General features: G+C 54.7%; 26 protein-coding genes. 21 read left to right on the forward strand and 5 right to left on the reverse strand.

Annotation, left to right across the window (positions count from 1 at the left end):
- The first annotated feature begins 325 nt into the window (after positions 1-325).
- The 3 genes from B9P63_RS16470 (at position 326) to B9P63_RS16475 (ending at position 2219) form a co-directional block, all read left to right on the forward strand.
- Positions 326-892 (forward strand): tyrosine-type recombinase/integrase, encoded by a 567-nt coding sequence (locus B9P63_RS16470; RefSeq protein WP_085310827.1) that lies wholly within the window; start codon positions 326-328, stop codon positions 890-892.
- 129 nt (positions 893-1021) lie between these two features.
- Positions 1022-1198, forward strand: coding sequence for a wnt family protein (locus tag B9P63_RS19020; RefSeq protein WP_139816276.1), 177 nt, complete (start codon positions 1022-1024; stop codon positions 1196-1198).
- A 442-nt stretch (positions 1199-1640) separates the two neighbouring features.
- Entirely contained in the window at positions 1641-2219 is a 579-nt protein-coding gene (locus B9P63_RS16475) for a hypothetical protein (RefSeq protein WP_085310829.1), read from the forward strand.
- A gap of 256 nt (positions 2220-2475) precedes the next feature.
- On the opposite strand, the gene B9P63_RS16480 is transcribed toward B9P63_RS16475, so the two are convergent.
- Positions 2476-2733: a ferritin-like domain-containing protein gene (locus B9P63_RS16480; protein ID WP_085310831.1), complete on the reverse strand. Its 258-nt coding sequence runs from the start codon at positions 2731-2733 to the stop codon at positions 2476-2478.
- Positions 2734-2883: 150 nt separating this feature from the next.
- Here B9P63_RS16480 and B9P63_RS16485 point away from each other — a divergent pair, with 150 nt between their 5' ends.
- Complete coding sequence (locus tag B9P63_RS16485; protein ID WP_085310833.1) at positions 2884-3510, forward strand: peroxiredoxin; 627 nt, start codon at positions 2884-2886, stop codon at positions 3508-3510.
- A 638-nt stretch (positions 3511-4148) separates the two neighbouring features.
- On the opposite strand, the gene B9P63_RS16495 is transcribed toward B9P63_RS16485, so the two are convergent.
- Positions 4149-4904 (reverse strand): Crp/Fnr family transcriptional regulator, encoded by a 756-nt coding sequence (locus B9P63_RS16495; RefSeq protein WP_085310837.1) that lies wholly within the window; start codon positions 4902-4904, stop codon positions 4149-4151.
- 392 nt (positions 4905-5296) lie between these two features.
- Between B9P63_RS16495 and B9P63_RS16500 the strand changes: the two genes are divergently transcribed.
- The 4 genes from B9P63_RS16500 to B9P63_RS16515 all read left to right on the forward strand — a co-directional run bounded on the left by B9P63_RS16500 (position 5297) and on the right by B9P63_RS16515 (position 8478).
- On the forward strand, positions 5297-5770 hold the full coding sequence (locus tag B9P63_RS16500) for a hypothetical protein (protein ID WP_139816278.1): 474 nt from the start codon (positions 5297-5299) through the stop codon (positions 5768-5770).
- A gap of 62 nt (positions 5771-5832) precedes the next feature.
- A complete protein-coding gene (locus B9P63_RS16505) occupies positions 5833-6387 on the forward strand; it encodes a CIA30 family protein (protein ID WP_085310841.1) in 555 nt (184 codons plus the stop codon).
- 414 nt (positions 6388-6801) lie between these two features.
- Positions 6802-8067: a sulfite oxidase gene (locus B9P63_RS16510; RefSeq protein WP_085310843.1), complete on the forward strand. Its 1266-nt coding sequence runs from the start codon at positions 6802-6804 to the stop codon at positions 8065-8067.
- 24 nt (positions 8068-8091) lie between these two features.
- Positions 8092-8478, forward strand: coding sequence for a cytochrome C-552 (locus B9P63_RS16515; protein ID WP_085310845.1), 387 nt, complete (start codon positions 8092-8094; stop codon positions 8476-8478).
- A gap of 273 nt (positions 8479-8751) precedes the next feature.
- Here the strand turns inward: B9P63_RS16515 and B9P63_RS16520 are convergent, their stop codons facing one another.
- A complete protein-coding gene (locus tag B9P63_RS16520) occupies positions 8752-9165 on the reverse strand; it encodes a hypothetical protein (protein WP_085310847.1) in 414 nt (137 codons plus the stop codon).
- Positions 9162-9533, reverse strand: a complete 372-nt coding sequence (locus B9P63_RS16525; RefSeq protein WP_085310849.1) for a hypothetical protein — start codon at positions 9531-9533, stop codon at positions 9162-9164. Before B9P63_RS16525 ends, B9P63_RS16520 begins: the two co-directional genes overlap by 4 nt.
- A 138-nt stretch (positions 9534-9671) precedes the next feature.
- Here B9P63_RS16525 and B9P63_RS16530 point away from each other — a divergent pair, with 138 nt between their 5' ends.
- The 13 genes from B9P63_RS16530 to B9P63_RS16585 all read left to right on the forward strand — a co-directional run bounded on the left by B9P63_RS16530 (position 9672) and on the right by B9P63_RS16585 (position 20978).
- Complete coding sequence (locus B9P63_RS16530) at positions 9672-10019, forward strand: carboxymuconolactone decarboxylase family protein (protein WP_085310851.1); 348 nt, start codon at positions 9672-9674, stop codon at positions 10017-10019.
- Between the two features lie 38 nt (positions 10020-10057).
- Positions 10058-11026 (forward strand): thiamine pyrophosphate-dependent dehydrogenase E1 component subunit alpha, encoded by a 969-nt coding sequence (locus B9P63_RS16535; RefSeq protein WP_085310853.1) that lies wholly within the window; start codon positions 10058-10060, stop codon positions 11024-11026.
- A 21-nt stretch (positions 11027-11047) separates the two neighbouring features.
- The gene (locus tag B9P63_RS16540) at positions 11048-12058 is read left to right on the forward strand and encodes an alpha-ketoacid dehydrogenase subunit beta (RefSeq protein WP_085310855.1); all 1011 of its coding nucleotides are present in this window, start codon (positions 11048-11050) and stop codon (positions 12056-12058) included.
- Complete coding sequence (locus B9P63_RS16545) at positions 12058-12369, forward strand: biotin/lipoyl-containing protein (RefSeq protein ID WP_085310857.1); 312 nt, start codon at positions 12058-12060, stop codon at positions 12367-12369. The genes B9P63_RS16540 and B9P63_RS16545 overlap by 1 nt, the downstream gene beginning before the upstream one ends.
- Positions 12370-12402: 33 nt before the next feature.
- Positions 12403-12714 (forward strand): DUF6506 family protein, encoded by a 312-nt coding sequence (locus tag B9P63_RS16550; RefSeq protein ID WP_085310859.1) that lies wholly within the window; start codon positions 12403-12405, stop codon positions 12712-12714.
- A gap of 31 nt (positions 12715-12745) precedes the next feature.
- Entirely contained in the window at positions 12746-13501 is a 756-nt protein-coding gene (locus B9P63_RS16555) for a 2-oxo acid dehydrogenase subunit E2 (protein ID WP_176219184.1), read from the forward strand.
- A gap of 228 nt (positions 13502-13729) precedes the next feature.
- On the forward strand, positions 13730-14116 hold the full coding sequence (locus B9P63_RS16560; protein ID WP_139816280.1) for a hypothetical protein: 387 nt from the start codon (positions 13730-13732) through the stop codon (positions 14114-14116).
- Positions 14117-14164: 48 nt separating this feature from the next.
- Positions 14165-14320, forward strand: coding sequence for a hypothetical protein (locus B9P63_RS19290; protein WP_176219185.1), 156 nt, complete (start codon positions 14165-14167; stop codon positions 14318-14320).
- A gap of 112 nt (positions 14321-14432) precedes the next feature.
- Complete coding sequence (locus B9P63_RS16565) at positions 14433-15488, forward strand: HlyD family secretion protein (protein WP_085310865.1); 1056 nt, start codon at positions 14433-14435, stop codon at positions 15486-15488.
- A complete protein-coding gene (gene rbbA, locus B9P63_RS16570; RefSeq protein ID WP_085310867.1) occupies positions 15485-18265 on the forward strand; it encodes a ribosome-associated ATPase/putative transporter RbbA in 2781 nt (926 codons plus the stop codon). Before B9P63_RS16565 ends, rbbA begins: the two co-directional genes overlap by 4 nt.
- A gap of 2 nt (positions 18266-18267) precedes the next feature.
- Entirely contained in the window at positions 18268-19392 is a 1125-nt protein-coding gene (locus B9P63_RS16575) for an ABC transporter permease (protein WP_085310869.1), read from the forward strand.
- Positions 19393-19514: 122 nt separating this feature from the next.
- Positions 19515-20636: an alpha/beta hydrolase gene (locus tag B9P63_RS16580; RefSeq protein ID WP_176219186.1), complete on the forward strand. Its 1122-nt coding sequence runs from the start codon at positions 19515-19517 to the stop codon at positions 20634-20636.
- Between the two features lie 117 nt (positions 20637-20753).
- The gene (locus B9P63_RS16585) at positions 20754-20978 is read left to right on the forward strand and encodes a type 1 glutamine amidotransferase family protein (protein ID WP_245830727.1); all 225 of its coding nucleotides are present in this window, start codon (positions 20754-20756) and stop codon (positions 20976-20978) included.
- Between the two features lie 207 nt (positions 20979-21185).
- Here the strand turns inward: B9P63_RS16585 and B9P63_RS16590 are convergent, their stop codons facing one another.
- Positions 21186-22427, reverse strand: a complete 1242-nt coding sequence (locus B9P63_RS16590; RefSeq protein WP_085310871.1) for a tyrosine-type recombinase/integrase — start codon at positions 22425-22427, stop codon at positions 21186-21188.
- Positions 22428-22461 lie beyond the last annotated feature (34 nt).

Here is a 22461-nt window from a genome sequence, read left to right on the forward strand (position 1 = left end):
GGTAATTCTGAAATCCGCAAATCGTCATTGTTGTCATGCTCCTTTGGTTTGGAAGCATGGGCCAAATTACTCATACACAGAAGATCGGACACTCTCGGCAAAGCAGCAAGTCGCTATGAGCACGCCCTGAAAGCTTTAACTGCGCAGTTTTGCTTGAGCTGAACCACACAGCCCAAAACCTCATAGAATTCGTATAGTATGAGGTTTTTGCTTAACCCATTGAATTCATTGATGGACCATTCGGTGCCATTTCCGGTCGCCCAACCAATACCTCAGACTTTATGCTCAAAGCACACAAAAGCTTAGGTTTTGAGGGGATCAGCACATGCGCCAAGCACAGACTTTGAACGAAGCGCAGCTGCGCAGGGTTATACAGTATTGCCGCAGTCGTCGTCATCCAACACGTGATGAGACCATCATACTCACCAGTTTCTACGCAGGGCTGAGGGCCAAGGAGATTGCTTCGCTCACAGTTGGCAACGTGTTTGATGAAGGGGGCAACGTGCGTGAGCAGTTCATTCTCAGTGCAGCACAAAGCAAAGGTGGGCACACACGCACGGTGTATCTCAACCAGCGGCTTCGTAAGGTGCTTGGAGACTATGGCGCAATCAAATACTTGGGCGATCCACAGCGCCCATTGTTTGAGAGTCAAAAAGGCGGGCACTTCTCAGCCAACACAATGTGTCAGCTGTTTTTGGACATCTACAAGGCTGTAGGGCTCAAAGACGCATCAAGTCACTCAGGGCGCAGGACGTACATAACAAGGCTGGCCAACAAAGGCGTGGGCGTGCGTTTGCTGGCAGAGCTGGCGGGACACAGCCACATCTCGACGACACAGAGATATATCGATGTGAATGCGGAGCAGTTGAGTGCCGCTGTGGAGTTACTTTAGGAACTTTCGGCGGCGGCCTCAACCGTTAGACCGGCAGCCGTTTGCTACGGTGCAGCATCGTAAAAGCGGTCGTTTGAAGTTCCCGGCCAAAGATGCAATCCAAACAAGGAACCAAAAGGAGAGCGACCTATGGGCAAGCTGAAAAAGACAGACGTCTTAACAACTGCACAACCACGATCCGAAACACCGCTCGAAAGAACTACACGTGCATTTAAAGAAATCACCGACGCTGAAGCCAAAGAACGCGAAGAGAAAACTGCGCGTCTTCGAATGGCCCGTCACGACAGCGAGGCAGGTGATACATAGACCGATGTCCGAGTCAGCTTAGAACGAACGTGTGCTGCGGAATAAACCAAGGACCAATAAGCGGGATTCTTGGGCTGTTGGGCATATGATGGGAAAATGGGGCTTCCGGCCCATTGCCGACATTGACCACCCCTCGGCAATGCTGCGGTGCGGCCCGCCATTCCGGCCATTCGCTGCAACTGCAAAACCCACGATGGTTGAATTCACACAGTGCGGACAAAAGAGACCTTCGCCGTGAACAGGCGAAGGTCCGGTTTTAGACTTTAGGGATACGTTCTGCGCACTAGGCACGCAGATGATAGGTCAATGCTGCAGCAATGTAGTGGTTTAGCACGGGGCTAAGGCCCTGCAGAAATGTGGCACTGACATCGATCAATTCGTTGCCAGCTTTTTTCACGTACTCAGAACCAACAGGCGCATATGTCGACAACGGGAAGTAACGATGAACAACTCCGAAAAACCAAAGCACAAGACGACATCAATCAATATTCCCGAAGCCGTTGGAGTGTTTGACAACGTCGAAGATTTTCAGGCGGCTTTCTACGATCTTCGTGCGGTGGGATTCAGTCGGTATGACATCAGCATTCTCGCCAAACAGGAAGTTCTCGAAGAAAAGCTGGGCAAAGCTTATTGGCGTGCTTCTGATCTAGAGGACAACCCCGACGCACCGCGCGCGGCTTTCGTCTCAGAGGAAGCGTTTGGAGAACTGGAAGGGGCCATAACCGGTGGGTTCTTCTTTCTGGGATCGTATATTGCAATGGCTGCGATGCTTACCGCTGCTAGCACACTTGCGGCGTCCGCTGCCGCTATTGCAATCGGAGGCAGTCCGGCGCTTGTGCTTGGTGCGTTGCTGGCGCGTCGGGTTGGCAAGCAGCACAAGGACTACTACGCAAATCAGATTGAGCACGGCGGTATCCTGCTCTGGGTCCGCGTAAACGACGCGGCGAAAGAGGATTTGGCCGTTAAGATCATGAAAGAGCATTCAGGACGTGATGTGCATGTCCATCCATGGAGCGAGTAGTATCCGACGTCGCACCTCATAGGTATTTTGATGGACAAGAGGGAGTGAAGCAGCAACAGCATGCCTGCGCGCTTGGTGTCAAACCACTACAAAGCCCTGACAGTCCGCAATAACTTTCGATCACAGCCTGTGGCTAAAGAAAGGTGGTTTAGCCCAAGTCGGTGGTTGCAGCTGATAGGCGAGCCGCAGGGAGGCCGTCTTAGTCCAGAGTAGGCCTAAACATGAACAGGTTCTACATCACGTTCTTCGAACTGAGTTAGTTGTGTGCTAGAAATCCGCTGGCCCTGTGCCTCACCCCCCCGCCACCGTCACCGGGCCCCGAAATGTTCTTTGCGACATAGGCCGCTTCGCCCACGCGTGCGATGAGACTGAGCTGGAGTTCTAGCCTCGCCTTATGGCCTTCTTCGTCGAGGACGATCTTTTCGAACAGGACGCGCGATCCGATGTCACCGTCGTCAAGCGCCTGTCGAGCCGCTTGTGTGTAAAACTTGATCGCCTCCGACTCGTGTGCCATGACAGCTTCGCCTTTTTCTGTGATTTTCTTCGCAAATCTGAATCAACGCACCGGTTGCGACGCTGATGTGCATCAGCGCTGCACGGATATTTCCGACATAGCTTGAGTGCAATTCCGAAAGAACTGCACCGCACAAAAGGATATTTAAGAATGGGCATCCACATCGGCGACACCGCTCCAGACTTCACCGCGGCCACCACGACAGGCAAGATCAGCTTTCATGACTGGATCGGCGACGACTGGGTGTTCTTCTTCAGCCATCCAGGCGACTTCACCCCGGTTTGCACCACCGAAATCGGCCGCACCGCGCAACTGGCTGATGAATTCGCCAAGCGCCACGTCAAGCCGCTGGGCCTGTCCACCGATGGTGTCGAAGAGCATCTGAAATGGATCGAGGATGTGGATGACACGCAGGATACGACGGTCACTTTCCCGATCATCGCCGACCCGGACAGCACCGTGGCGCGACTCTACGACATGATCCATGACCATGAGAGCACGACGGCGGCCGTACGGTCGGTGTTCATTATCGATCCGGACAAGAAGATCCGCCTGACAATGACCTATCCAATGGACGTGGGCCGCAACTTTGACGAAATCCTGCGCGTGATTGATGCGCTGCAGACCGGCGACACCAATCATATTGCGACTCCCGCCGACTGGCGGCCCGGTGACGAGGTCATAATCCCGCCCTCCATCGACGATGCGGCGGCAAAGGATTTGTTTCCGCAAGGTTGGACCACTGTCAGGCCCTACCTTCGTACCACGACGCTCTGAGCGACCAACAAATATTGATCTCTTCCTGTGTGTCCGGTGGGGGCAGAACGCATCTCAAAATGAAGGTTATGGCCACGCAGATCATATGACGTTGCATCGGGGGATATGACAAACGCGACACTGCTCAATTGCGTTCTTGGAACGTTTGCCTTCGAGCGTGGCTTGCATTTGGCGCACGGGGCGCAAATGAGTATAGACCGGTCATTCGGTCTTGGTGGTCAAATGAACGCTCGGTCCGCACTGCGGGGGTCCAACAAACGCAAGTTCAACGTCAGTTTTGATTTGGGACTCGGTCAAAACTCATACGTTTCTGCCACTGGCGAAAACCACTGTTTGTGGCAGGACGGTATTAGCAATACGTTTTTGTCCAAAAGCCGCCGTTAGTGCAGATCGCAGCTAACGACTACTTCGAACCAAACAGCGGCTGATACAAACGGCATTGACCGCGATCAACCAGCCGTACCGACATGGCAAAAGAATCAGAAATCAAAGATCTGAGCAAACCTGCATCAATGTGAGAAGATGGCGGCGGTGCGATAGTGGAACTGTTCGCTGGGCAACAGTGAGCATTCGACAAGCGAGAAACACGCGTGGAAAAACACCTCCCTGTTCCCCCCTACTAGCGTGTTTCTCGTCTTTCACGCAACGCGGGCCAAAACAGGCGCACTCACTTGAGCAGTAGGCCCAACCTGATCCAAATAGCTCTCTTCAAAATCTGCAAATTCGACAAGGCTATCATAATCATCAAATGTGACATGCCCATCGCGAAACGTGACCATGCCCTGCTCGCGCAGCTGTCGCAGTACCCGATTGACATGCACCGCACTCAGCCCGATCGCATCGGCAATCAGGTATTGGGTCAACGGACAGGCATAACCCGCCTTACTGCCCATCCCGACAAGGGACAATCTGGCACCCAGTTCTAAAAGGAAATGCGCCATACGTTCGGCAGCACCCCGTCGCCCGATGCCCACCAGATGTTCCACGACCATGGCTTCGTCACGGGACGCCGTCCAAAAGACCGCTGTGGCCAGCCGGGGCGTTTCTGATAATGCCTTAAAAAGATCAGACGCATGAACTTCGGTAACTTCTATGTCGGTGACTGGCTCAATGCTGTGATCTGAGACGTGCAGGACCACACTGCGCAACCCTAAAAAGTCGCCCGGGATTTGAAAATCCACGATTTGTCGTTGGCCGTCATGCAGAATTTTGTACGAATACGCCCAACCAGAAACAAGGATGTAGGCTGCTTGATCCGCTTGCCCTTGATGCACCAAATCGCGCCCGGCGAAAAAGGTACGCCTGCGCTTGTGCAATCTTTCGAGAACGCAAAGCTCCGCCTCGGACAGTGCCATAAAAGCACCCAGTTTACGTGCGAGTGGTCTCGTTTCCATGATCGTCCCCTTCCCTGAAATAATGAGCACTTATCAAATGAAAATCGGCTTTGACTGATCTCAATCAACTCAAAGCCTGATGTTCCTTGCGAGCTTGTCACGAATCTCCAAATGAAATTAGTTAGGCTTAGTGTATGGGAGACTGCGCCAATGGACTTTGATCTGAGTCATGTTCGGCAAAACTGCTGTTGGCTGAGAACACCCCCGTTCCAACACTCATGACCCAAGGTCGGTTTGAACGCGCGTGCCAATTCGGACAATGCGCCATGAGCGGCACCCCTAAGGCCTCGTTTCGCGGAATTGACGCGCATCAATTCATCAACGTGACACACGTGGCATTTTAGATTGAATGGCTAGCCTAGGAGGGTCTGTCGTTCAAAAAGAGAGGTCCTATGCAGCATGATTTTATGCATGCACTGATGTTCCGACAACCGCAGGCCTCGTTAATGGAGTTAGCGGTACTGGAGATTGTGATCGCTGACGCGGGCTATGACAATGGAATTGACGTAACAATTTATGCCGTCGGCTCCGGTCAGATTGTCTTTGACACCATACTTGTTGATCCAGATTCCCAAGTTCTACTGACCCATGGAAGCCCTGAAACAGAAGCTTTTTGGCAGCGTTTGAACCTACACTGTTGTATTGATGTTGTTCAAAACATCTTCGTGACTGCACGGTGCCGTTTCAGCCCCCTCACCATTGCTGTCTCAACAAAACGCATTGGACCTGCGGAAACTCGGAATGTACGGTTCCTTCGGTTGGTAGAAGCCCTTTTGGATGAACTGCAAACACGAAGACCTAGCTTGACAGCCCAAGTCGCTGTGACGCACAGCAACCCTAGTTTTGACCGTTGTTTTAAATCCTGAATGTCAGCAATGTTTTAACCATACTCCTTGCACCCAATTTTCCTCGTAGAGAATGGAACCTGATGCTTTTGATCCCTTTCCGCAGACTGATCTTGATCGTTGCTCTAATATTTCCCGCAGACACATATGCTGAGGATGCGATGCTTCAATTATCACTCTCTGACCAATCTCGCTGGGCATATGTAAGCGATCAAGTCATGGGCGGTGTATCGCAAGGCGCGGCCTCATTTGAGGTTGTGGATGGTCAGCCAGCCCTGCGCCTGACCGGTGATGTTAGCACTGCCAATCGTGGTGGGTTCATTCAGGCCCGCACAAATCTTGACCCATCTCTACCCGAGACAGCACAGGGCGTTATTCTAAACGTACGCGGAAACGATCAAACCTATTTTGTGCACCTAAAGACAAACGGCACATTGTTGCCCTGGCAGTATTATCAGGCCCCATTTGAGGTTTCACAAAACTGGACCGAAGTGCGCATTCCCTTCTGCGATTTTGCGGCTTCAGGACGACTCCTGCGCAAGACGCCGAACCCGACAGCTGTTCGCAGTTTGGCCGTCGTCGCCTTCGGCCGCGATCACAGCGCAGACCTCACAGTTCGTTCCCTTGGTTTCTATTGATGACAGGATGGGACAGCGTCTTCTAAAAAAGGACAGGATCATTGGGGGCTCACGTTCGTTTTGGTGATTGGTGAGGTGCCCCTAGATTTATAGACGCTTTGCTTGGTAATTTTGAAACCAAGGAGAGACGGATATGAACAAGGGAATTCGGTTTACGTATGAGTTCAAACAGGACGTTGTGGCGCAGGTCGTTGAGCGTGGGTAACGGCGTAAAGACATCGGACGCGATGGCCGGTTAAACCCCAAGGCTAACCTACGTCAGTGCCGGGATGTCGGGGCAGTGTTTAGATTTAGTGTGATCACCGCATATTCCTAGAAGGCCTTGGGGCCAATGCTGGGAAAGACGTTTCGCGAAGCAGTGACTGCTTCGTATAGAATCCATCAAATGGGCAATCAACCGGAGGTATCTTAACCATGACTGACAAGATTTCGAAAGATGATGTGATCGACATTGATACTGCCGATGAGCCTGTCCGACGGACATTTTTGAAGACCACTGGGCTTACCGCTCTGGGGGCTTACGTTGGCATGAGCATCCCCTTTGAGGGCAATCTGATGGCGCTCGCACAAGGCATGAGTGAAGAAGACATCATGGCGAGCAAAGACGGGCTGATCCTGATGAGCGATCGGCCACTCAACGCCGAAACGCCCGCACATCTTCTGGATAGCGACGTGACACCGTATGAACATTTTTTCGTCCGCAACAACGGTCTCGTACCAGATCACGCGCTGGACATGGATGCCGAAGGTTGGACCCTGACCATCGACGGCGAAGTGGATACGCCGCTTGAACTGAGCCTTGCCAATCTTAAGGAGCAATTCGAAGTCATTACCCAGCGGTTGGTGCTGGAATGTGGCGGTAACGGGCGGGCCTATTACAACCCGGGCGCATCGGGTAACCAATGGACGACAGGAGCAGTCGGTTGCGCCGAGTGGACTGGTGTGCGGCTCAGCGATGTTCTCAATGCCGCAGGTGTTAAGGACAGCGCAGTCTATACTGCTCACTATGGCAATGACCCGCACTTATCCGGCGATCCGGAAAAAGACGCAATCTCTCGCGGTGCACCCATCGAAAAAGCTATGGCCGAAGGCAGCATGATCGCGTGGGAAATGAACGGCGAGCCCATTCCGGCGGTTCACGGTTTTCCACTGCGGGTCGTGATCCCCGGCTATCCCGGATCGGCATCGCAAAAATTCCTGACCCGCATCTGGTTGCGCGATCAGGTCCACGATGGCGCGAAGATGACAGGATACTCATACCGGGTGCCTGCCTATCCCATTGCCCCCGGAACTGAAGTGCCGGAGGAGGACATGGTCATCCTAACCGAAATGCCGGTCAAATCCCTGATCACGTATCCTCAGTCCGGCACGCAAACGCCCACGGGACAAGCCACTGAGGTGCGTGGACACGCTTGGGCGGGCAACGGTGACGTGGCTGCAATGGACGTGTCTATTGACTTTGGACAGACTTGGATAAAAGCCACGCTGGAGAGCGCCAAAAACAAGTTTACGTGGCAACGGTTCCGCGCTGACGTCACATTGCCTCAGGCGGGCTACTACGAGGTCTGGGCACGGGCAACCGACCTGAACGGCGTGGAACAACCCCCTGTCGTGCCCGGCTGGAACCCGCGCGGATATGGCAACAACATGCAGCACCGCATCGCGATGATCGCCACCTGATCGACGTCTTGGAAAGAAATAGATATGAACAAGCAACCAATATCTTTGCGCGTCCTATTATGTGCAACGATCGCGTTTGGGGCAACGGGCGCGTCCTCGCAAGAGGCCTATGACCCGATGCGCCCGACCGTTAATCCGTTGGGACCTGCCGCGTCTATTACAACCGCACCCGCAGCCGAACTGGACCCCGAACTGGGCAATTTGCCTGTCGGGCTAGGTGCGGAAGATACATATTACCAGTGCATCGCCTGTCACTCGACGGCAATAATTCGTCAGCAACACCTGACAGATCAACGCTGGGATTATTTGTGGACTTGGATGATCGAAGACCAGGGCATGTATGAACCGGATGACGAGACTAGGGACGTGATCCTCGAATATCTGAAAACGCATTTCTCATCTGAACGGTAGAACAGATCGCGGTATGGATCAGAGTCTTGCCGCATTTGGCCTCGAACCAACCCAATTGTGCCTCTCCATATTGTGCCTCTCCATACTGGGCAGGGCTGAAACAGATCAAAGCGGTCCGGCAGTTCATGTGCGAAAGACGGTTCTGGCGCATGGCAACGGACCCATACGGTGCAGCGCGCACCTGTGGTGACATATGACGGACAACTAATGCGCTGGAACAATGGTACTTTGAGATTGATCAATGCTGCAATTGCCTCGCCGTGAGCAAACAGGTTAAGCATCGTTTTCAGACCTTGGGTGCCTGTCGATGTGTTTCCAAGCCACAACGGATATGGCCGCCCAAACGGCTGTTCGCAGGATCATTGCCCCAACGGTGCGCATCTCGTATGCACCGCCTTGCGCCATGTTCAGCCCAAAAGCCAGCATCACCAGAAACGTGGTGGCAAGAATACCAATTGATACCCAGACCGCCGGACTGTGCCGTAGAAACAACCCGATCCCAGCGACGACATAAGCGAACCCAGCCAGAAAATTGAACCACAGCACGAAGGGCACCGCATTGCCAACCGCTGCACGGGCTTCGTCACTTCCGAAAAGTGCTCGACCACCGGACAAAACCGTTAACACTCCAAAAACGATTGCCACCCCTGCCGCAATCAACAAGCTAGTTTTTCGATTGGTACTCATTTGCTTTGTCCTTTGTTGTCCCACGCCCAGAAATGGTAGTCCCCTGCTTTTACGTATGTCCTCGGTGCATCGGTTATGGCCATAGAACCCGCCTTTGGCCTGCCTATTGCAGGCGGCGTTGTCTGTGCGCTCGAATGCCTGCCAAGCCAAGTCACCCATGCTTCCCACCATGATCTATACTGGTTATCAGTCTCTGCTACCCATGACTGCGGATCGGCATAGCGATCCGCAGTCATTACCCCGATCTGGAAGGATTGGTGCGGATGGCCAGGCTCACTAAAAATATCTGCGTTGTGGCCCTCACTGGCTAACGCAAAGGTGACATCGGTGTCGGGCAACTCCCCATTTTCCTTGCCAGCAACCATCATTCTGAACCTCCCAGCTAATATCGATGTCGAAAGGACAAAAGCTACTCTGCTTAAATTTCGACGGCATTGATCTGTGTAAGCACGACCGACCCTGTTGTGTGGTTCCTTTGCAGGAGCGCAACCAACCGGAGTGACGTCATGAAGGACTACTCGACTATCGCGGATGAATATCACATCGGCTTTGGCAAGTTGGCCAAGGACATCCCCGGGACAGCATCCGGTTTTCAGGAATTGATGACCGCAGCAACTAAGGATGGCGCGCTATCCGCCAAGACTAAGGAGCTGATCGCTTTTGCTATTGGCATAACCGTGCGCTGCGATGGTTGTCTGGCGCATCATTCCCAAGCTGTTCTCAAAGCGGGCGCAACCCGTGAAGAAGTGGCTGAGATGATCGGCGTTACGCTGTTGATGGGTGGCGGCCCGTCGTCTGTCTATGGCGTTGAGGCAATGCGTGCATATGACGAATTTGCTGCCGCTGCTGAATAGCCGCAATTGGAAAATCACCTAGCAAGGAATTTGTGACCATGAAAATTGATAAACCTGAGTTACTCGAAGGCTACCGCATTATGCGCACCATTCGTGACTTTGAGGAGCGGGTGCATAAGGAATTTATGACAGGTCAAATTCCTGGCTTCGTACACCTTTATGCGGGCGAAGAAGCCTCAGCCTCAGCAATTTGCCAGCAGCTTGGTGATCAAGACACTGTTTCCAGCACCCATCGCGGTCATGGCCATGCCATCGCCAAGGGGTGCGACGTCAAAGGCATGATGAAAGAGATTTTTGGCCGCGGCGAAGGTCTTTGTGGCGGTAAAGGCGGATCCATGCACATCGCGGATCTGGACGTTGGCATGCTGGGTGCAAACGGCATTGTCGGTGCAGGATCGCCAATCGCTTGTGGTGCAGCGCTTAGCGCCAAGACACTGAAGACAGGCGGTCTTTCGGTGACGTTCATTGGTGATGGGGCATTTAACCAAGGCACGACAAGTGAATCGATGAACCTCGCTCGGGTCTATGATTTGCCCGTTTTGTTTGTGCTTGAAGACAACGGCTATGCAGAATCAACGTCAAGCTCATGGTCTATCGGTGGCCACAATCCGGTGCGACGCGCCGAAGGATTTGGCATCGAAGGCACGCGCGTTGATGGACACGATTACTTTGCGGTCTACCGCGCAGCGGAAGAGGCAATCAAAGCCATTCGAAGTGGTACGGGCCCCCGCTTCATCCATATCGAGTTTACCCGCTATTATGGCCATTTCGAAGGTGATGCCTCGTCTTACAAACCTTTGGACGAAGTGAAGGATGAGCGTCGCTATCTGGATGCACTTAAGTTCTTCCGTGCTCGGACGACGGGCGGGAAAATGCTGAAAACCGAGGACCTTGATGCCATCGACAAAGAGGTCGAAGCGCTGATTGACGCATCAGTCGTCGAGGCAAGGGCGGCACCCGTGCCCGATCTCTCGACCCTCACGACAGACGTCTATCTGTCCTACTGACCCTGAAATTGGAGAATTAAGATGCCTGTAAAATCATTTCGGGAAGCCCTCAATGAGGCCATGCGGGACGAAATGCGTCGCGACCCAACTGTTATTATGCTTGGCGAAGACATTGCTGGTGGTATGGGTGCTGGAGGTGAGCAAGACGCCTGGGGCGGCGTGCTTGGCGCAACCAAGGGGCTGATGCCGGAGTTCGGGCGCGAACGGGTACTCGACACTCCGATCACCGAGAGCGCATTTATTGGTGCAGCAGCAGGTGCCGCGCTAACCGGTCTACGACCAGTGGCTCAAATGATGTTCGTCGATTTCTTCGGTGTCTGCGGCGACCAGATCATGAACCAGATGGCGAAGTTCCGATACATGTTTGGCGGTAAAGCAAAAACGCCCTGCGTTGTCCGGACCCTTTACGGTGCCGGAATTGGTGCTGCAAGCCAGCACAGCCAGTGTCTTTATCCGATGATTACCCATATCCCAGGACTAAAGGTCGTCATTCCGTCTTCACCTTATGAAGCCAAAGGCCTGATGACACAGGCCATTCGAGACGACGATCCGGTTATCTTTTTTGAACACAACACAATGTTTGATGACAAAGAAGAGGTGCCGGACGAGCCCTATACGATTCCATTCGGCGTCGCGCGCACTGTTCGCGAAGGCAAGGATGTCACCATCGTCGCGTTTGGAATGATGGTTGGGCATGCCAAGACCGCAGCCGACCAGATGGCCAAAGACGGCATCGAGTGTACTGTGTTGGACCCACGCACGACATCACCTCTCGACGAAGACGCTATTATTGCGTCTGTGAAAAAGACCGGGCGGCTGATTGTTGTCGATGAGGCCTCACCACGCTGTGGAATGGCATCCGATATATCCGCAATCGTTGCAGAACATGCCTTTGAAGCGCTGAAGGCACCTATCAAACGTGTCATGCCACCCCATTCACCGGTCCCGTTCGCCTCTAATCTGGAGAAGGCATATATTCCCAGTGTGGATGGTATCAAAGCGGCTATCAGTGCCGTCATGGGTCAAAGCTGATGGCGAACCATGACATAACGCCGATTGTCATGCCGAAATTGGGTATGACAATGACGGAAGGAAAAGTCGTCGATTGGCAGATCAAGGTCGGTGATGAGGTCACAGAAGGTGACGAGGTTGTCGGCATTGAAACCGAGAAAATAACCAATGCCTGCGAGTCGCCCGCTGACGGAGTATTTCGTCGTCGTATTGCGGATGACGGGGGCACGCTCCTGGTTGGCGGTCTGATCGGCATTATTGCCCAAGCTGAGACAAGCGATGCCGACATCGATAGTTTTATTGCCAACTTCAAACCAGAGGAGCAGGCGTGATCGCCGTTTGGTGATGCCCTGCGATGTGATGATATGAGCCTGAAAGCAGCATTTATATTCTTGGCAGATGGCGCCAATTCCACAACCGACCGTCAGGTGGTTTCAACGCCAAGCGTGGATTTGACAGTTATTGGAACCGCCAACTATGCGGATGCCGAAAAGGTCGCGATAAGCCTTATTGCTGACGGCATTGCGGCCATCGAATTATGTGGTGGGTTCGGTATTGTCGGTGCCGCACGCATTGCAAAGGCTGTGGCTGGCAAGGCTGCGGTGGGCGTCGTCCGCTTCGATGGTCATCCGGGCCTTGATGGAAAGAGTGGCGATACCGTCTTTGCTGATGGCTGAAGAACTGAACTCTCGATTGGAGGATTTTAAGATGACCAGCCAGCAAAAACACACATCCGAACACCTTTCGGTTCAGGCCTATGACTATTCCCTGTTCGGCAAGGTTAAGACAGTTCCGATGGATAAAATTCGGCAGATTATCGGACGCCGCATGGCGGCAAGTTGGCAGAACGTTCCCCATGTCACCCACCATGACGAGGTGGACATAAGTGATCTTGAAACCTTGCGACATCAGCATAATGAAAAGGCGAAGAGTGGTAGCCGGCTTTCCACTTTGTCCTTCATTGTCAAAGCCTGTTTGGCGGGCCTGAAGGAACATCCTGATTTCAATTCGTCGCTAGATGAAACCGGAGAGAAACTCTTTATCAAAGAATATTTCAATATTGGGATAGCCGTTGATACGCTGGGTGGACTTCTCGTTCCGGTTCTCAAGAATGCTGACAAGTTGAGCCTCGAAGAAATCGCGTCATCGGCAGGATCCCTGGCCGAAAAGGCGCGCACCGGCAAACTCAGTTTTGCCGATGCCGAAGGTGGCACATTTACCGTCACCAGTCTTGGCAAGATTGGCGGCACGGCCTTCACCCCTATCATCAATGCGCCGGAAGTTGCCATAATGGGGGTGTCGCGGGCGCGGCAAAAGCCTATTGAATTTGAAGGTCAAATCGCTTTGCGGTTGATGCTCCCTCTTTCCCTTTCTTATGATCATAGGGTCATTGACGGTGCCATGGCGGCCCGGTTCATGGGCGTCGTTCGGGATCGGCTGTTCGCGCCGGAAAGCCTGCTCTGAAAGGACATTTGAGTAGAACTACTCAGGCTACGTCATTGGATAATTTGCCCAAACCGCAGCCAAAGCAGTGTGGATCAGTAGATCAAGGCCTGCCCGTTACACCGAGAACACCGCAGACATATGCCAATGAGGTTAGCGGAACATTGATCCAAGTCAGCTCGGCTCCAAAGGATCGGAGGTATCGCTTCGTTAAGATAACACAACTCGATGAGGTCTAGGAGGACTATCATGACAAAAGTATCCCAAAATTCAGCTACCGCCCCTGCGCCGCAGGCGTTTTTCGGCTTTGATCCGACTGCAATGATGCAGGCATTTACCGCAAAGGCGAGCGAGTCTTCACTCTCTGACAGCAACCCCACTGCGGGTTGGCTGGAATTGCAACAGCACGCGATGACATTCCTGTCTGACCGCTTCAAGCAGGACGCAGACCTGTTTCATCGGCTCGGGACCTGTGCCAACCAGAGCGACATGGCCGAGGCCTGCACCGATTATTCAAAAAGGGCAGCCGAAGACTACGCAAGTCACGTCGCCAAAATCACCGCGCTCGGACAACAGGCCATGACGAGCACGGTTGTGTCCGGTGAAGCTAAAGCCCAACCAAACGGAAAAGCTTGAGGCAAAACAATCCCCATTGCCAGCGCTGCCCAAGGGCTGCGTCAGGAAATGGCTGATGAAATCGCGCAGCACGGCACCAAATTGGCCCTCGCCGATCTGCAGAAGGACAGCCTCGATGAGGCTGTTCAGCTTTGCTTAACGGTCGGTGGCGAGGCGAAGGAATACCACGTGGATACCCCGTTCGCGTCTATCAGACGGGCTTAGGCAAAGTGCATGCCTTGATCGCTAGAGACATGGAACGGATATGCGCTGACGCACTACGCGGCATCGCATCGACACAGGCGGCAAATAGCGCCGCAAAAGGAGTCTCATAGTCATGTCACGAAAACTGTCCATAGCTCTTGTACTGGCGGTGCTTGCTGCGTTTCTGGGCTACGCCGCTTGGAAGGTGCTTTTGGCACCGAGCGACCTGCCGCCAGAAGGCTTCGCACGCGGAAACGGCCGGATTGAAGCGGATCTGATCGACATCTCGACGCGGCTGACTGGACGTGTCGCCGACATTGCAGTGCGTGAAGGTGATCTAGTGCAACCCGGCGACCTGCTAGCTGTTATGGATACGAGCGAGTTGGAAGCGCAGAGTATGCGGGCGCAAGCCGCAGTGGCAAGTGCGCAGGCGACTGTGTTGGTCGCAGCCGCAGGGGTAGCGCAGGCCGAGGCGAATCTTGCTTTGGCACAGATCGAGTTGGCCCGAACTGAAACGCTAAGCGCGCGTGGTATTGTCTCGAGTGAGGAACTGGACATCAGACGCACCGAGGCGCAGCTGGCAGAGGCAGGTCTTGCCGCATCGCGCGCAGGTGTCGTGGCCCAACAGCGTGCGGTAGACGCCGAAATCGCTGCCCTTCGCGAAATTGAGGCACGGATCGCCGATAGCACGCTCTACGCGCCTGCGGCTGGACGTGTCCTCTACCGGCTGGCACAGCCTGGAGAAGTTCTCGGCAGCGGCGGTAAGGTGCTGACACTCATTAGCCTTGGCGAGGTCTATATGGAGTTCTTTCTGTCCGCCAGCGACGCGCCACGAGTGCGATTGGGCGACGAGGCGCGGATCGTCGTCGATGTCAGACCCGACGTCGCAATCCCTGCCGTAGTCAGCTTTGTCGCACCGCAGGCGCAGTTCACGCCGAAGCAGGTTGAAACTATCGAAGAACGCGAAAGCCTGATGTTCCGCATTCGCGTTCGGATACCATCCGAATTGGTTTCTGCGCGGCTTTCCCAGATCAAGACTGGCGTGCGCGGTGTGGCTTGGGTGCGGCTGGTGGGGTCGGATGGCGAGGTAATAGACTGGCCAGAGGGTTTGACACCCCCTGTTGCCACCGAACTGCCTGCTCCGCTTGACGGTACCCGATCAGATGATGGGGATGCGGCCTCGCAATGAACGACACCGCTGACATTCCCGTTACCAAAAATCCGCCGGTGGCGCGACTGGATCAGGTAAGCCACAGCTATGGCAAGGTTCTAGCGTTAAACCAAGTCACACTGGATTTGCCTGCCGGGCAGATGATCGGACTGATCGGACCGGACGGGGTCGGCAAGTCGACGTTGATGGCACTGATCGCGGGTGCCAAGAAGTTGCAGACGGGGCAAGTTCAAACGCTCGGTGGCGACATGACCTCTGCACGTCACCGGGCCAACGCGGGGCGGCGGATCGCCTTCATGCCGCAGGGGCTGGGGCGCAACCTTTATCACGATCTTAGCCTTAAGGAAAATTTGGATTTTTTCGGCAAACTCTTCGGGCTAGACGGGGCCGAGCGTGCGACGCGCATCCAGCGCTTGACCCGCGCCACGGGTCTTTCAACCTTCATGAACCGGCCTGCTGGCAAACTTTCTGGTGGGATGAAGCAGAAACTGGGGCTTTGCGCGTCGCTGATTCATGATCCGGATTTCCTGCTATTGGACGAACCGACAACCGGGGTCGATCCGCTGTCGCGGCGTCAGTTCTGGGACCTGATCGACACCATCCGTGCGGATCGGCCCGGGATGAGCGTGCTGGTGTCTACCGCCTATATGGAAGAGGCAGCGCGATTTGGTCATCTGGTGGCAATGGAGGGTGGGCGCGTCTTAGCCGAGGGCAGCCCCGCCGAATTGATGGAACGGACCGGAAAACCCACAGTGGAAGCAGCCTATGTAGCATTGCTGAGCGGTGACAGTGCCGATACTCCCCCGCCTGAAAAACCGGCCGCCAAGGCCGAAATGGACCCCGGACCACCCGCCATTCGCGCCGAGGGTCTGACCAAGAAGTTCGGGGATTTCACCGCCGTCGATGCCGTCAGCTTCGAGATCACGCGCGGTGAAATTTTTGGCTTTCTAGGCTCGAACGGCTGCGGAAAGACAACGACGATGAAAATGCTGACCGGGCTGACACCTGCAACCGAGGGTGAGGCGTGGATCTTCGGCAAGCCGGTCGATGCGCAGAATCTCGACGCACGGCAGCGCGTCGGTTTCATGTCTCAATCTTTCTCGCTCTATGGCGAATTGACGGTGCGGGAAAACTTGTTGCTGCATGCGCGGCTTTATCATTTGGGCCGGACACTAACCGGCGAACGGATGGCAGAACTGGTGCCGCGCTTTGGCCTTGAAACCTATCTCGATCAGGGTGCCGCATCGCTCCCGCTTGGGGTGCGCCAGCGTCTGTCATTGGCGGTCGCGGTAATCCATGCCCCCGATATCCTGATATTGGACGAGCCGACATCCGGTGTCGATCCGCAGGCGCGCGATATGTTTTGGGATATGTTGCTGGAACTGGCGCGACGCGATGGCGTGACGATCTTCATTTCGACCCACTTCATGGACGAAGGCATGCGCTGTGACCGGATTTCGCTGATGCACGCGGGCAAAGTTCTTGTGTCAGATGCCCCCAAGGCGCTGATTGAGGCACGTGGAGTTGAGACGCTTGAGGACGCCTTCATCGCATATATGATCGACGCATCACCGCCAGAGGAACCGGTGCAAGAAGGATTGCTGACTGGTACCGACGCGCCAGAGGCGAAAACCTCCGCGCCAAGTTTCAGCCTGCAACGGCTTTTGGCATTCACCTCGCGCGAGGCAATGCAGGTGCGCCGCGATCCGGTACGGCTGGTGTTTTCCTTTGTCGGTAGCGCGCTGTTACTGCTGATTATGTCTTTCGGCATCTCGCAGGAGGTCCGCAATATCCCCTTCGCGGCATTCGATCTGGACCGCAGCCCCGAAAGCAGAGCGTACCTGTCGGGTTTTGAGGACTCAGCTTGGTTCCAGCAAGCGCTGCCCATTTCTGACGCCGACGAATTGGAACGCCGGATGGAAAATGGCGAGCTGGCCCTGGCGATGCAGATACCGCCGGGTTTCGGGAAGTCTGTGCGCCGTGGTGAAACCCCCGAGATTGCAGGGCTGATCGACGGCTCCGACACAAATCGCGCTGGCACAGTGGAAAGCTATGTCAAAGGCGCACATGCGCATGTTCTATCTGTCGGCGCACAATCAGCGTTGGCGCTGGCCGATCTAGCGACACCCCGCGCCCCGAACTCGGCACCGCCCGTGCAATTGATCCCGCGCTTTCACTACAACCCGGCGATGGAAAGCCTACCCGCCATCGGACCTTCTATCCCACCGCTTTTGTTGTTGCTGTTCCCCGCGATCCTGATGGCGGTGAGCGTGGCGCGTGAGAAAGAGATCGGCACGATCACCAACTTCTATGTTACCCCCACCAGTCGCGCCGAGTTCCTGATCGGCAAACAGCTTGTTTATATCGGCATCACGCTGTTGAATTTCGTGATCCTGACGGCACTGGTGGTCACGGTTTTGGGCGTGCCGCTTAAGGGTGATCCGGTGGCGTTAGTGCTGGGCGCGTTGCTTTATGCTGTGGCAGCGACGGGCTATGGTCTTGTCGTGTCAATGCTGACAAAAACCCAAGTCACAGCCGTTTTTGCGGCGGCAATCCTGTCGGTGATGCCAACGCTGCAATTTTCCGGCATGATGACACCTGTGTCGTCGCTGGAAGGTGCCGCGCAGATCATGGGCACATTTTGGCCAACCACTTGGTATATGGGCATCAGCGTTGGTACCTTTACCAAGGGCTTGGGCCTTTCCGAGCTTGCGGGTCACCTGCTGCGTCTGGCCGCCTTTGGCCCTGTCCTAACGTTGCTGGCGGTGCTGGCCTTGCGCAAGCAGGAGCGCTGACCATGCGCCAGCTGACAAATATCTTTTGGCTTGCCGGAAAAGAGCTGAAAAGCGTGCTGGGTGATCCGGTGATGGTGATCCTGATCCTATGGTCCTTCGTCGTTGCCGTCATACTTGAGGCAAGTGGCGCTGGCGACACGGTCTATAACGCCGCAATCGCCATTCTTGACGAGGACAATTCCGCACTGACACGGCAACTGACCGACGCACTCGGACCACCATGGTTCCAGCCGCCAGTGAGGATCGCGCCCGATCAGATGGCCACGGAAATGGATGCCGGGCGGATCATGTTCGTGCTCAGCTTCCCACCGGGGTTCGAGGCCGACGTGATTGCGGGTCTTGCGCCTGCAGCCCAGCTTGACGTAGACGCGACAGCGGTCAGTCAGGCGCAACTCGGCACCGACTACATCGTCAATATCATGATCTCTGAAACCCGCGCATTTCTGTCTGGCAGTCCTGATGCACCCGAACCCGCCATACAGCTGGAACTGCGCCGCGCCTTCAACCCGAACGGCAATCCGGTTTGGTTCAAAGCAATGTCATCCCTACTCAATCAGCTTTCGTTGCTAACCATCGCGCTGACCGGTGCAGCGATGCTGCGCGAGCGTGAACAAGGCACCATAGAGCATCTGATGGTAATGCCCCTTACGCCCTTTGAGATCGCGCTCTCAAAGGTGGTGGCCAATGTCGTCGTTGTTCTGGCGGCATTCACACTATCACTGACGTTTGTCGTTCAAGAACTGTTGCAGGTTCCAGTGACGGGTTCGGTGCCGCTGCTTTTGGTCGGAACAGCGGTCTATCTCGCGGCAGCGGCGGCAATCGGCATGTTCCTGGGCACGATGGCGCGCAGCATGGCGCAATTTGCACTGTTGGTGATTATGGTCATCATCCCTATCATCATGCTGTCGGGCGGCATGGGGGCTATTGAGAGCCAACCTGACATCGTGCAGCGCTTGACGACAGTTCTGCCGTCGCGCCATTTCCTGGCTTTCGCCAAAGCGGTGGTGTTTCGCGGAGCCGGAGCCAGTGCAGTCTGGCTCGAATTGTCGCTGATGGCGGGGCTTGGATTAGCTTTCTTCGTGGCGAGTCTGTTGTTGTTTCGCCGCTCGATGAGCTTGTCGGGATGAACCTCGTTGCAATGTGGACTGCATTTAGACGGCCCGACCACTCTACAGTATCACATCCAACCGCGAGGAGCGTCGATTTTGACAGATTGGTACGATATTTCTCAGCAAAAGGAAGGCCGAGAGTGACCTTCCTCCAACGCATCAATCTGAACACAACAGCTCCAGTGATTATCCTTTCACTGTTCGTTGCGGTAGCTGGGTGTGCACCACGGCCCGGGCCGGAGGCGCTGTCTCTGGCTCCGCAAGGCGAGCTAGCAACCCGACAAGTAGCCATCACAGTTGCCACAACACGCGCACGGGATGCCAGCACTGGCAACTACACCGATGTTCGCGCACCCGCGCTCAACTTTGAAGCGTTCACGATCTCCATCCCACCAACTCACAAGGTCACACAGATCGAATGGCCAAATTCAAAGCCGGATCCGCAGACCAGTTTTGCTGTGATAGATCGCACGATTTTGCCAGATCTTGCGTTGGTTCACAATCCGCCCCGTTCGAGTCCGAGTGCCCCCTCCGCTGGCAAGCGCGATATCCTGATCTTTGTTCATGGCTACAATTACACCTTCGCGGAGTCGCTGTTCAGGCTTGCGCAGGTTGCTGCCGACGGAAACTTGGAGGAAGTACCGATCCTTTTTGCCTGGCCGTCTGCCGCATCTGTGACGGGCTATGTTGCAGACAAAGATGCCGTGGCCTACTCGCGGGACGACCTGGTTCACGTATTGAAGATCGCCTCGACCGACCCGGACATTGGAAACATCACCCTGTTCGGGCACAGCATGGGTGGCTATCTTGTCGTCGAGGCTTTGCGTCAGCTCAGGCTCAGTGGTCAGGACAGAGTGATCGACCGTTTGGAGAATGTAGTGCTGGCTGCCCCGGATATCGACATTGATGTATTTCGACGTCAGGTCCAAACAATCGGCGCACTGAACCCGCCGATGACCCTGCTCGTCTCACCAGATGACCGGGCGCTCAGGCTCTCGGAGCGGCTGGCTGGATCGCGCGGCAGAGTTGGCACACGGGACGCAAACGATCCTAGGGTTCAAGCCCTCGCGGCGGCCAATGGCATCCGAGTGATCGATATCTCGAATGTTGACGCTCTAGACGGAAGCAAACACAACAGGTTCGTTGCGCTGATGAATGTGCTCCCGCGCAGAACTAAGGAGACATTCGCTTCGCTTGCGCATGTGGGCACGTTCATCCTTGAACCAATAAGCGCCACGTTGATTGCATCGCGTCAACCTTAGGGCAACCGCCCAAAAACTGGAAGTTGTTCTCCCATATTCACATTGGCTCTTTGTCACGGCCCTGCCGCGTTATTGGCCGCGAAGACTGAAAAAGGGTTCTTGTATGACGGATACAAGATGACTGTGCTCCCGGATTCGGTCGACAAACAAACCCCCATGATCGGCTACTTGCCAGGCCCGATGCCGTGGTGGGTGTCTGAGAAGTTGACTGTTCTGGGCGCACAGATCACCAACACGAAAGCCGATGCGTTATGCCATGTTGATCGTCGTCTGATTACGGGCACGAGCCCCAAGGCCGCAAATGCTTTTGGCCGACTGGCTTCGGAAACATTGCTGAAATAGATGCACAAGCTCGAAACTGATCGCAAGGCGCATAGCAGACATTCGTGCGCCTTGCAGCATCGGTCGAATTGGGCTCCAAGCCGCCTTCTGGCGGTGCAGAAAGAAACTGAGTTCCTCGGCAATGTGAATGTCAGCTCTCACACTTGACGCATACACACATCGCGCTCGCAGCGAACGTCCAGTCTCCGCCCAAGATGTAGATCGTATCTACTCGTTAGCTTCATTGTCCACATCAAACTCATCTCGCGACAACTCATACCGCTTGCCCGTGAGCATATCCTTTTTGAGGCGCGGCGTAAGATGGCTGTAATGGCGCTCAATCATGCCAATTGATGTGCCCATTTGTATGGCTAGTGCGTGTATATCCATACCATCGTTTAGTAGGGCAAAGGTCGCGTAAGTGTGACGCAGGCTATACAGAGTTCTGTTCTGCCCTGTACGTGGGCATGTGATTAGCCCTGTATCGTTTAGGAACTTGCGGAAGGTTTGGTGGATGTTCTTAGATACGGTGCCATCGGGTAATCTAAACACCGGCAGATCAACACGCTGCTTAAGTAAATCCGCGAATGGGATGTTCCGTATGTCCTCACTGCGCTCATGGATGCGTTTCAGGTAATTGATCGTTCCACTGCGGCAGATGATATCCCTGCGCCCAGTTTTGCCTGACACGCTCATCTCCAAATACTGCAGATCCTTTTCCTCAAACAGCGTCACATGCTTCCACCGTAGGTTCAGCGCCTCTGTGCCGTGCCTCATGCCCGTATTGGCCATGATCAGCACATAGTCTCGCATCAAATGGCGCATCTCTGTGGGCTTGCCTGCTTTGCCTGAGTTGATCCAGCTTGGCATCTTGCGGATCATTGTCGCGTATTCTTCTCGCGTGAAGTCAGGGCGGCGTTCGCTCTTTTCGCCCTTGTTCACCAACAGCGGTACATTCTTGTGCGCCAGAAACCCTCGAGCCACAGCTTCTTCAAACACACGGTTCATGGCTGAGTTATGCGTGTTGAGCGTAGAGGCCTTTGGCTCACGGCCCATCTTAGCCCGCCGCCAGTCGTAGAACTGCTGCACTTTCTCATAGTCGATGGTGGTCACATACTGCGCCCCAAAGAACGGGATCAGATAACGCTCAATACAAACGATGTAATCTGCGAACACCTTGCGTCCCAAACCTGCGTCCAGCTGCTTGCGCATATCGGCAATAGCCAGCTTAGCAACATCAGAGAACTTTTTGGTGACAACAGGCAGGTCGTTCTTGTGGCGGAACTTGTATTCCAAATAAGTATCGCGGGCATACTCCTTGGCCTCTGCCAAATCGCGCTTGCCAGTGCTGATGCGGATGGTGTGCCCATCAATCACAAAGGCTGCCTGCCAGCGCTTGCTGCGCTCACGCTGATACACACGCACTTCGCCGTCCAGTATCAGATGTGTATCATCCCGCAGCTGCCGCATGTCTTGCTCCTTGTCACAACATTATGGCTCAACG

Source organism: Planktotalea arctica, from assembly GCF_002105285.1.
Classification (GTDB): Bacteria; Pseudomonadota; Alphaproteobacteria; order Rhodobacterales; family Rhodobacteraceae; genus Planktotalea; species Planktotalea arctica.